Origin of the sequence: Gelidibacter sp., assembly GCF_035515035.1 — a bacterium.
Lineage (GTDB): Bacteria > Bacteroidota > Bacteroidia > Flavobacteriales > Flavobacteriaceae > Gelidibacter.
In genome coordinates this window covers 1-11,355 of sequence record NZ_DATJCA010000128.1, presented here as the reverse complement: position 1 = coordinate 11,355, position 11,355 = coordinate 1, and the positions used below count along the sequence as shown (strand labels likewise).

Genomic DNA, 11,355 nt, shown 5'->3' with positions numbered 1-11,355 from the left:
GAGTCCCCAACAGAAATGTTGGGGACTTTTTTGTTTATATATGTCAAGCTTCCCTAGCTTAACTTCTTAGAAATAGCTTAATTTTACTCCATAAGGCATTCAAATATTGGGCAATTGATGTATTTTCAATTTCCGTGATCTAAAAGCTTATAATGGAGACAAATAAAGATATTGAATTAGCTTGGAATTTTGTAAACACTACCAATCAAAATGTTTTCCTAACGGGAAAGGCTGGTACTGGAAAAACGACATTTTTACATAATTTAAAGCATAATTCTTTAAAGCGTATTGTTGTGGTTGCACCAACGGGTGTAGCGGCAATTAATGCCAAAGGGGTGACGATCCATTCCTTTTTTCAACTTCCATTTGGTCCTATCTTACCCGATTCTGATTCCAATACTTCATCTGGCTTCAATAGGAAATTCAGTAAAACCAAAATCGATATTATTAAGTCGATGGATTTATTGATTATTGACGAGATAAGTATGGTGCGCGCTGATGTCTTGGACGGTATTGAGAAAACCTTAAAACGCTTTAGAGATCGAAATAAAGTCTTTGGAGGCGTTCAGGTTTTGATGATTGGGGATTTGCAGCAACTGTCGCCAGTAATCAGGGAAAATGAATGGCAACTCTTAAAAACTTATTACGAAACGGGTTATTTCTTTAGTAGTCATGCCTATCAAAATTGCCACGCCATAACCATTGAGCTTAGGCATATCTACAGACAGGAAAATCCTAAGTTTATTGAAATCCTAAATGAAATCAGGAATAATACCTTATCGCAAGCTTCAGCGGATGAATTGAATAAGCGGTATATTAAGGATTTTAAACCTGATCCTAAAGAAGGTTACATTGCACTGACCACTCATAACAATAGGGCAGAAATGGTCAATGCCTCAGAATTGGAAGCTTTGACCACCAAAGAACATACGTATAAGGCAAAAGTATCTGGGAAGTTTCCAGATTATGCTTTCCCAAATAAGGAAGAACTCCAGTTAAAAGTTGGGGCACAAGTGATGTTTATAAAGAATGACAGCTCACCTGAAAAGCGCTATTTTAACGGTAAGATTGGTAAGGTTATTTTGTTGGAAAAGGATGAAGTGGTTGTCAAATGCCCGGATGATGATTATAACATTAATACAACTCCAGAAGAGTGGGAAAACATTAATTACTCTGTAAATGCTGAAACTAAAGCAATAACAGAGGATAAAATTGGGTCCTTTACTCAAATTCCCTTGCGTTTGGCTTGGGCTATTACCATTCATAAAAGCCAAGGTCTGACCTTTGAAAAGGCCATCGTGGATGCACAGGGTGCCTTTGCACACGGGCAAACCTATGTGGCGCTGAGTCGATGTAAATCGTTAGAAGGACTTGTGTTAAAAAGTAAAATAGATTCTAGCCAAATAATTAATGACCATCAGGTAAGCACCTTTACCAAATCAACGGCAGAGAATCAACCCGACGAACAAGCTTTAGAAAAAGCTAAAAAAGCATTTCAGCTTGAATCTATTCAGGAGATATTTAATTTTTATGAATTCTTATATCCCATTAATCGTTTGTTGGATGTGTTTTATAAAAACAAGGGAAGTATCCAGGGCCATGTTGAAACGCCTTTAGTGACCATGAAGGAAGGGATTACCAGATTCTTAAAACTTGGTAATAGTTTTAGTCAACAGTTGAATGAAATTGCCGATGTTGAACATTTACCTGAATCCAGTGATACGATTCAAGAACGATTTAAAAAGGCAAGAGACTATTTTAAGTCCGAAACAGAAAAATGTATTGTAGACGCATTAAAAGCTTTTAATTATTCTACAGATAATAAGGCTCTCGAAAATGATTTAATTAAGAACCTGGAGACTATTGAAGAGCTTTTGGCTACCAAACTTTCTTATTTTAATGGATTAGCGGAGGGGTTTTCTATCCAAAGATTTTTGGAATTAAGAGCCAAATCGGTATTCCTGACCAAAGATAAACCTAAAAAATCAAGGGCTTCTGTGATTGATGGTACGGTCCATATTGAATTATTTGAATTGTTACGTGAATTGCGGAACGAAATTGCGCAAGAAAATGATTTGATTCATTATCAAGTCTTCACACAAAAAGCATTATATGAGATCTGTGAAGTGCTCCCAGTAACGAAAAAGCAACTTTTAGAGATCAACGGTTTTGGAAAAGTTCGTGTCGAGAAATACGGCACTCAAATTCTTGAAGTCATAAAAGCCTATTGTGAGGAAAATGATTTTGAAACTGATGATGCCATCGTTTTTGAAAAGCCTGCAGAACCTAAGAGGGCCCTTAAAAAGGGCGAATCTGATAAACTATCTTTGGAACTCTATCAATCGGGGAAAACCATTTCGGAAATTGCAGCGGAACGAGAGCTTGCCGAAACCACCATCTTTGGCCATTTATCTAAATTTGTAACTTCTGGTCAAGTCAAAATTGCCGATTTAATTTCAGAAGTACATTTTAAGGAGCTGTCTGAGCTCATTCCTAAACAATCTTTTGAGAGTCTATCCGAATTAAAGGATAAATTGGATCCTAAATATAGCTATCCTGAAATTAGACTGGTTTTAAATACCATAAAGAAGGAAGGATAAATTATTTGAGAATTTTTCTGCGACTTTCTAAGTTTTTAGTTATCAAAAAAAAGACCCAACCTAAGTTGAGTCTTTCATAATACTATGTATAAAAAAGATTATTCCTTAATTAGGTTTCTTGAAATTACTATTTTCTGAATTTCTGAAGTGCCTTCGTAAATCTGAGTGATTTTTGCGTCGCGCATCAATCTTTCCACATGATATTCTTTAACAAATCCGTTGCCACCATGAATCTGGACTGCTTCAATTGTATGCTCCATAGCTACTTTAGAAGCAAATAATTTTGCCACCGCGCTGGAGACATCGTAATTATTGCCCTGGTCTTTATCCCAGGCTGCCTTCATCACCAAATGTCGAGCAGCTTCAATATCCACATACATATCTGCCAATTTAAAGGCAATTGCTTGGTGGTTGCAGATTTCTGTACCAAATGCCTTACGTTCTTTTGAATATTTTAATGCCAATTCATAGGCACCGGCCGCAATTCCTAAAGCTTGGGCTGCAATACCAATCCGTCCACCAGAAAGGGTTTTCATGGCAAATCGAAAGCCTGAGCCATCATCACCAATTCTATTTTCTTTCGGGACTTTGACGTCGTTAAATTGTAGAGTGTGTGTATCACTACCTCTAATTCCTAATTTATCTTCTTTTGGTCCAATATCAAATCCAGGAGTGCCTTTTTCGACAATAAAGGCATTGATCCCATGAGAGCCTTTATGCTTATCGGTTTGGGCAATCACCAAATACACGTCTGCACGGCCACCACTAGTAATCCAGTTTTTTGTACCATTAATCAGGTAATGGTCGCCTTTATCAATAGCCGTTGTTCTTTGGGACGTTGCATCACTTCCGGCTTCGGGCTCGCTCAAACAAAAAGCACCTATAAACTCGCCAGTAGCTAGTTTTGTCAAATATTTTTGTTTTTGTTCTTCACTTGCAAATGCTTCCAAGCCATAACAGACCAACGAGTTGTTCACGGAAACAATTACAGAAGCTGAGGCATCAATCTTGGATAATTCCTCCATCACCAACACATACGAGATAGTGTCCATCCCACTCCCGCCATATTTAGGATCGACCATCAGCCCTAAAAAGCCCAGATCTCCCATTTTTTTAACCAACTCCATTGGGAATTTTTGTTTGTTGTCACGTTCAATAACACCAGGAAGGAGTTCAGTATTAGCGAAATCGCGAGCGGCGTCACGTATTAATTTATGTTCTTCGGTTAGTGTAAAATCCATGTTGTAAGATGCTTGTTGGTTTGATTAGAAAACGAACGCAAAGATAAGGTTTTAGTGCTATTTTCTCAATTTGAATAACTATTTTTACAGCCATGGTTAAAAATCACTACAACGTTATAGGCGTAATGTCAGGTACATCCTTGGATGGGATTGACATTGCCCATTGTACTTTTACGCATCAAGGCCAATGGAATTTTGAAATATTGGTGGCAGAAACCTATGATTATCCATCCATTTGGGTCGAAAAATTAAAAAATTTAGTGGCCTTGACCACCTCGGAACTGGTGCAATTGGATGACGATTATACCCATTTTTTGGGACGTGCCATCCGTCAATTTATTCAAAAAAATGAACTTTCCAATTTGGATGCCGTGTGTTCCCACGGCCATACTGCACTGCACCAACCTCAAAATGGATTGACCTATCAAATTGGTAATTTACCCAAGTTGGCCACGCTCCTTAATGAGACTGTGGTTTGTGATTTTAGGGTTGAGGATGTTGCCTTGGGCGGGCAAGGTGCGCCATTGGTGCCCATTGGTGATCAGCTCCTATTTTCTGAATATGATTTTTGTTTGAATTTGGGTGGTTTTGCGAATATTTCTTCGGAAATCAACGGACAGCGGATTGCTTACGATATTTGTCCCGTTAACATTGTATTGAATCGTTATGCCAATATTTTGGGATTAGATTATGACGATGCTGGCAAGATTGCGGCTTCCGGGACCATTGATCAAGCGCTGTTGAAACAATTGAACGCTTTAAGCTTTTATAAAGCCCCTTACCCAAAGTCTTTGGGCTTGGAATGGGTGAAAGAATGGATTTTTCCAATGATAGATTCCTTTTCTTTGAGCGAGAAAGATGTTTTAAGAACTTTCGTGGAACATATTGCCGTTCAAATCTCCAATGAAATCAATTTTAAGAGTAACGCCTCAGTATTAGCCACTGGTGGTGGTGCCTTTAATACGTTCTTGATGGCCTGTTTATCTAATAAAACCCAAAATGCCATTATTATTCCGGATAAATCCATCATAAACTACAAAGAAGCCCTCCTTTTTGCTTTTTTGGGGGTGCTTAAACTTCGTAATGAAAACAACTGTTTGAGTAGCGTTACTGGCGCAAGAAATGATCATAGTTCCGGTAAAATTTATTATCCTTAAAAATAGTGTTAATATGATTCTAAGCGCTGCTTATTTTTTATATTTGCGAGGGAAATTCGGACAGGAAAGCACTGGTTTCTTGAGCTCAAAACACAATACAAATGAAGGGGCTTGATATTTATGTTTTCAAGAACACGAATTTAAAATATACTTAAGTTAAGTTTTGTACGTTTACACACTAATTACATCAATTTTAATAAATTTTTAATATGATATTACAGAGTACTATTCAAGATGGCGTGGAACTTGTTCCGGAAACAGAATCAGTTGAAAAGACATTATCAATTATTGAATTGATAGGGAGTGGGGGAACTGCCGGGATGGTCATCATTGCCATTTTGTTTGTGTTGTTGGTTTTTGCGATTTATATTTATTTCGAAAGGTTATTTGCCGTAAAAGCAGCATCAAAAATAGATTCTAATTTCATGAATCAAATAAAGGATCATGTCACCAACGGAAAAATAGATTCGGCTCAAATTCTATGCGCCCAAGTCAATACGCCGGTTTCTCGCTTGATCAATAAAGGCATCAGTCGCATTGGCAAGCCGTTGGAAGATATCAGTACCGCTCTAGAAAGCGCAGGACGGTTGGAAGTCTATGAATTGGAAAGAAACGTGAGTGTTCTTGCCACAATATCTGGGGTGGGACCAATGATTGGATTTTTAGGAACAGTTATTGGGATGATTCTATCCATCTTTGAAATTGCAAATGCTGGTGGGCAAATTGACATTAAATTGCTGGCAGACGGACTTTATACCGCCATGACAACAACTGTTGGAGGTTTGATTGTTGGTATTGTCGCCTATATGGCCTATAATCACTTGGTGGTTAAAACTGATAAAGTCGTCCATCAAATGGAAGCCAATTCTTTAGAGTTTTTGGATCACTTGAACGAACCGATTTAATTTAGTCGGCAGTCGGCAGTCTTCAGTAGGCAGTTTTCGAAAACAGCGCTGAAGTTTTAAACAGTGAAATTTGTCGGGATGTGTTTCAGAATCGCAGAATAATGATAATCTTGAGTACTATTTAATTATGAATATAAGAGGAAGAAATAAAGTAACACCAGAGTTCAATATGTCGTCCATGACGGATATTGTCTTTTTGTTATTGATATTTTTCATGTTGGCATCAACTTTGGTTACCACAAATGCCATTGACATCCTGTTGCCTAAAGCAGACGGGAAGACGGAGAATAAAAAATCGGTTGCAGTTAGTATTACAAAGGATTTGAATTATTATATCGATCAGAAGTTGGTAGGAGAAAGTGTTCTCGAATTGGAACTAAAGAATGTCCTCGCCAATCTTGAAGAACCGACCATTGTTTTAAGAGCTGAAAAATCAGTAGCCGTTGAGAATGTCGTAAAAGTCATGGATATTGCCAATAGAAATAAATTTAAAGTGATTTTGGCGGTAAAGCCTAATTAATATGAAATATCTTAAAACCAAACATGAACGCGATTCTGCAAAAATCACCACCCTTATCGTGGTTATTCTGCTATTGTTGTTGTTTGTGGTTGGTCCTCCTTATATGGATCCACCCTTAGAATATGGGGTAGCTGTGAATTTTGGTGATTCAGATGTGGGCAGTGGCGATGTACAACCCCTCAAACCTGTAAAGTCTGAACCCAAGGAAGTGGTGAGTGAGCCTATTGTTAAGGAAACAAAAGTAGAAGAAGAAAAAACAGAACCAACAAAATCAGAGCAGCCTGCTGAAAAGGTGTTGACAGAAGACAACTCCGAAGCCATTGCCATGAAAAAGCAAAAGGAAGCTGCAGACGCTAAAGCAAAAGCCGATGCTAAAGCTAAGGCAGAGGTGGAGCGTGCCCAAAAAGCCAAGGAAGCGGCCGAAGCGAAGCAACGTCAAGAGGAAGCCGATAAGAAGGCTAAGTTAGATGCTTTGATAGGAGGTGTTAAGAAATCGGAGGGTACAACAACCGGAGGCCAAGGTGACGACGGCAAACCGGGAGATAAAGGCCAATTGGATGGTGATCCGTATGCACCAAGTTATTTTGGACAGCCTGGCTCAGGAAGTGGCGGCACCGGAACTGGTTATGGCTTGAGAGGCCGGGGTAAACCTTCCAATAGTAAAGTGGTTCCTGATTGTGATGAAGAAGGTAGGGTTGTAGTTGAAATCCATGTGAACAGAGAGGGGCGTGTGGTCACCGCGATTCCTGGTAAAAAAGGAACTACGGGTAATATATGTCTCTATGAAGCCGCACGAAAAACTGCGCTTACCTATAAATGGCCTGCAGATCCAAAAGCACCACCAACACAAATAGGTTTTGTAAAAATCGATTTTAGCGTTACTCAATAAATGACCTATCAAGATACTGTCAACTGGATGTTTAAGCAGTTACCAATGTATCAAAACCAAGGTAAGACTGCATATAAGGCCGACTTGGTCAATACCTTGCAATTTGCAAAACATCTCCAACATCCAGAAAATACATTTAGAAGTATCCATGTTGCAGGAACCAACGGGAAGGGCTCTACCAGCCACATGTTGGCATCCATCTTACAGGAAGCAGGCTACAAGGTGGGGCTTTATACGTCCCCACATTTAAAGGATTTTAGAGAACGCATTAAAATTAACGGCAAGGAAATAAGTGAAGCTTTTGTTGTTGAATTTATTGAAAAGCAACGGGTATTTTTTGAAGTCCATTCCTTATCATTTTTTGAAATGACTGTAGGAATGGCATTTGAATATTTCTCCAGAGAAAAAGTAGACATTGCAATTGTTGAAGTTGGCATGGGCGGGCGTTTGGATTCGACCAACATTATTACACCAGTCTTGTCAATAATCACCAATATAGGTTTGGACCATACTCAGTTTTTAGGACATACTTTAGAAGCCATTGCTTTTGAAAAAGGAGGTATTATAAAGCCTAATATACCTGTGGTGATAGGAGAAACGCAACCTGAAACCAAAAATGTATTTAAGGAGCTTGCAGATGCTCATCATTCTGAGATTCACTTTGCAGATCAGCAAGAGGTCATAGAAGATCATGAAAGTGATCTAAAAGGCGATTATCAGAAAAAAAATAAAGCGACCGTACTTTGTGCCATAGAAATTGTCCGAAGCAAAGAGTTTGTGATTTCCGATGAGGCTATTGAGAATGGTTTTAAGAATACTGTTAAAAATACCGGTTTAAATGGACGGTGGCAGATCCTTCAAGACCATCCGAAGATTATTTGTGACACTGCCCACAACAAAGAAGGGCTGCATTATGCCATGGCGCAATTATTAAGAGAGCCGTATAAAACGCTCCACATGGTCTTTGGTGTTGTTAATGATAAGGATGCAGAGACCATATTGCCATTATTGCCTAAGCATGCGCTATATTATTTTTGTAGGCCTAATATACCCCGTGGATTAGATGCTGAAGTCTTACGCGATATTTTCTTAACAAATGGTTTTGAGGGCAACGCATATGATAGTGTCCAAGAGGCATTAAATGCTGCAAAACAGCACGCTAGTAAATTGGATGTTATTTATGTTGGAGGCAGTACTTTTGTGGTTGCAGAAATAATTTAAATATTTTTCAAAAAAAGCTTTTGGGATATCAAAAACTAATCTATATTTGCAGACCCGTAACAGGGCGATTAGCTCAGCTGGTTCAGAGCACCTCGTTTACACCGAGGGGGTCGGGGGTTCGAACCCCTCATCGCCCACTAAAGTTCATACATTGTATGGACTTTTTTTATAAGCAGCAGGTCCATTAACTCAGCTGGTTCAGAGTGTCACGTCGACAACGTGGAAGTCACTGGTTCGAATCCAGTATGGACCACATCAAGTAGAATCCCAATGTTGAAGACATTGGGATTTTTTGTTACCGGAAAACCCTAAGTCGAAGACTTGAGGGTTTGGAGGAAACAAAAATCTGAAGTGCGCTGGTAAGCGAGAGGGATTGTACCTGCCTGCTGTGGGCATGTTTTCGGCAGGGACTTTGTCCTGGATAAATCTTTCATGTTTTGCAGAATGGGCTAATTGCTTGGCCTTCCTATTGGGTTACAAACCATAATCTTGTTTAAATAGATAGACAACGCTGAATAACGATTTCATAAAACACTGTATTATGCCAAAACCTAAAGGTCAGAAAAACACTAAAAATAAGGCCAAACATGCCAAACTTCTTAATAGAAAGATAAATAAACAAAAAGCTGGAAAAGCCCTTCGAGTGGAACGGTTAAAGGCTATTATAAATAAATCGAAACTGTAATGGTTTGGTTGCGGATGATGGTAATCAGGTGAGCGGTTAGCAGTCGGCAGCGGGCGGTCGGGAGTCTACAGCAAGCAAATTCCAGCTCACAGTCCAGAACAGCTCACAAAAGCTCTAAAATCCGTTCCAAAGCCATACCTCGCGACCCTTTGATCAATAAAAATGAATCTTTAATAGGATGCTCTTGAACGTATGCTTTTAAACGATCGAAAGTTTGAAACTTTTTAATGTGCGTCTGTTTAACATTCGTTTTATAAAAGTTTTCACCAATCAAATAGATTTCTCCTAGCGCGTTTTCTTCAAGATAATCCACAATGGATTGATGTTCGGTTTCTGCAGTGTTTCCCAATTCGAACATATCGCCTAAAAAAATTATTTTATTTTCTTGATGGAGTTGCTTAAAATTCTCTAACGCTGCCATCATACTTGTTGGATTGGCGTTATAGGCATCCATAATTATGGTATTGCTGTCTTTTTTGAGAATTTGAGAGCGACTATTGGTTGGCGTATATGCTTCAATGGCATTAAGGATGTCCTCAGGAGCAACTTTAAAATAAGACCCAACGGCAATAGCTACAGCGATGTTGTTAAAATTGTAGTTACCGGTAAGTTGGCTTTTAATTTCAGAGCCATTATAATTTAGGGTGACGTAAGGTTGCGTATTGATAATCTCCAGCCTGGTATCTGTAGAGGAGTTCAATCCAAATTTATAGACCTGGTCATAATTGAGTGTTTGTTTGACTTGAAGGGGATCATTTTCATTAACAAAAATTGTTTTCTGGTGCTTCTTGAGATAATCATACAGTTCAGATTTTGCTTTGATCACGCCTTCCATACTTCCAAAACCTTCAAGATGTGCTTTGCCAAAATTGGTAATGAGTCCGTAATCGGGGTGGGTAATCTCGCACAATAAGGCAATCTCTTTGGGATGATTAGCACCCATTTCCACAATTCCAATCTCCGTGGTTTCATTCATCCGTAAAAGGGTCAAAGGGACGCCTATGTGGTTGTTCAAATTACCCAGAGTTGCCGTCGTCCTATATTTCTTTGAGACCACGGCATTGATCAATTCTTTGGTGGTGGTTTTTCCATTGCTTCCGGTCAGTGCAATAATTGGAATGCCTAATTGATTTCTATGGAATGTTGCAAGATTCTGTAAGGTTTCCAAAACGTTTTCTACCAATATATAGCGCTCGTCAATGGCATAAGATTTGTCATCAACCACACAGTATTTGGCGCCAGATACCAAAGCTTGACGCGCAAATTTATTTCCATTAAAATTGTCTCCTTTTAATGCGAAGAAAAGACCGTCTTTTTCGATTTTTCGGGTGTCAGTACAGACGCCTGTAGACGATTTATAATAGTGATAGAGCTGTTCTGCTTTCATGAAATAAATGTAATAAAAAAGTCCTAACTCATGGTTAGGACTTTTATGATTTTATTGAATTAAAAAACTAGTTTCTTGTTTTGTTGCTTCCTTTGGATTTTGAACCAACTCTTGACATTGCACATCTGAAACCGATATAGTCAGTGGCCATGTCTTGTGGGAAATAACGACGCTGCGCTGGATCTATCCAATATGCTCTGTCTTTCCAAGAACCACCTTTGTAAACTCTTACATTATCATTGATCAATGAAGTTCTGTTATTTGATTTGTCAATCATTTTTACAATGGCACCTGTTGAATCAACAGTCACTTCATGTTTTGGAGAATTGTACATTTGTCTCGTGTCAGACACTTCGCCATCATCACTAAAGTTATCTGTATAGTGACGTGATGATCTTCTGTCGCCATCTCTGAAGTTTCTGTTATCACTGGCGTCAAAGTTTGTTCTTAAATAAGCATCTTCACCGTTGATAGGTACCTGTAATATGGTTCCAGGTAAGTTTCTAGGAACAACTTGCCCATTACTTAAGGTGTCATAAACAATATCTTCAGTGGTAACCACTTTTACCGTGCCATCTTCATTGATTGCATTTTTGGTGTACACATTACCTCGGTAGTAATTGAAATCATTAAACTCATCATCTACAATAGGTCTGTAAACGTCAGCTACCCATTCGGCAACGTTACCGGCCATATCATATATTCCGAAATCGTTAGGTAAGTATGATTTCACTTTGTTGGTAATATCAG

General features: G+C 38.7%; 10 protein-coding genes and 2 tRNA genes. 9 read left to right on the top strand and 3 right to left on the bottom strand.

The window, feature by feature from the left end; translation table 11 throughout:
- Positions 1-152 precede the first annotated feature (152 nt).
- A complete protein-coding gene (locus VLZ86_RS10820) occupies positions 153-2,600 on the top strand; it encodes a helix-turn-helix domain-containing protein (RefSeq protein ID WP_325451193.1) in 2,448 nt (815 codons plus the stop codon).
- A gap of 98 nt (positions 2,601-2,698) precedes the next feature.
- On the opposite strand, the gene VLZ86_RS10815 is transcribed toward VLZ86_RS10820, so the two are convergent.
- Positions 2,699-3,841 (bottom strand): acyl-CoA dehydrogenase, encoded by a 1,143-nt coding sequence (locus tag VLZ86_RS10815; protein ID WP_325451191.1) that lies wholly within the window; start codon positions 3,839-3,841, stop codon positions 2,699-2,701.
- A 92-nt stretch (positions 3,842-3,933) separates the two neighbouring features.
- Between VLZ86_RS10815 and VLZ86_RS10810 the strand changes: the two genes are divergently transcribed.
- The 8 genes from VLZ86_RS10810 to VLZ86_RS10775 all read left to right on the top strand — a co-directional run bounded on the left by VLZ86_RS10810 (position 3,934) and on the right by VLZ86_RS10775 (position 9,218).
- On the top strand, positions 3,934-4,998 hold the full coding sequence (locus VLZ86_RS10810) for an anhydro-N-acetylmuramic acid kinase (RefSeq protein ID WP_325451189.1): 1,065 nt from the start codon (positions 3,934-3,936) through the stop codon (positions 4,996-4,998).
- A 209-nt stretch (positions 4,999-5,207) separates the two neighbouring features.
- Positions 5,208-5,903 carry a MotA/TolQ/ExbB proton channel family protein gene (locus VLZ86_RS10805; protein ID WP_325451187.1) on the top strand — a complete coding sequence of 232 codons (696 nt, stop codon included), beginning with the start codon at positions 5,208-5,210 and terminating at the stop codon, positions 5,901-5,903.
- 127 nt (positions 5,904-6,030) lie between these two features.
- Positions 6,031-6,423, top strand: a complete 393-nt coding sequence (locus tag VLZ86_RS10800) for a biopolymer transporter ExbD (protein WP_325451185.1) — start codon at positions 6,031-6,033, stop codon at positions 6,421-6,423.
- Position 6,424: 1 nt separating this feature from the next.
- Complete coding sequence (locus tag VLZ86_RS10795) at positions 6,425-7,312, top strand: energy transducer TonB (protein WP_325451183.1); 888 nt, start codon at positions 6,425-6,427, stop codon at positions 7,310-7,312.
- Positions 7,313-8,533 (top strand): folylpolyglutamate synthase/dihydrofolate synthase family protein, encoded by a 1,221-nt coding sequence (locus tag VLZ86_RS10790; RefSeq protein WP_325451181.1) that lies wholly within the window; start codon positions 7,313-7,315, stop codon positions 8,531-8,533.
- A gap of 62 nt (positions 8,534-8,595) precedes the next feature.
- Positions 8,596-8,670 (top strand) — tRNA-Val (locus VLZ86_RS10785).
- Positions 8,671-8,711: 41 nt separating this feature from the next.
- Positions 8,712-8,786, top strand: a tRNA-Val gene (locus tag VLZ86_RS10780).
- Between the two features lie 288 nt (positions 8,787-9,074).
- Positions 9,075-9,218, top strand: coding sequence for a hypothetical protein (locus VLZ86_RS10775; RefSeq protein WP_325451179.1), 144 nt, complete (start codon positions 9,075-9,077; stop codon positions 9,216-9,218).
- 103 nt (positions 9,219-9,321) lie between these two features.
- Here VLZ86_RS10775 and VLZ86_RS10770 read toward each other — a convergent pair whose 3' ends face one another.
- Both VLZ86_RS10770 and VLZ86_RS10765 read right to left on the bottom strand, forming a co-directional pair.
- Positions 9,322-10,605 (bottom strand): UDP-N-acetylmuramoyl-tripeptide--D-alanyl-D-alanine ligase, encoded by a 1,284-nt coding sequence (locus VLZ86_RS10770; protein ID WP_325451177.1) that lies wholly within the window; start codon positions 10,603-10,605, stop codon positions 9,322-9,324.
- A 67-nt stretch (positions 10,606-10,672) separates the two neighbouring features.
- Positions 10,673-11,355, bottom strand: a 683-nt coding sequence (locus tag VLZ86_RS10765) for an SUMF1/EgtB/PvdO family nonheme iron enzyme (protein ID WP_325451175.1), incomplete at its 5' end; no start/stop codon positions are given.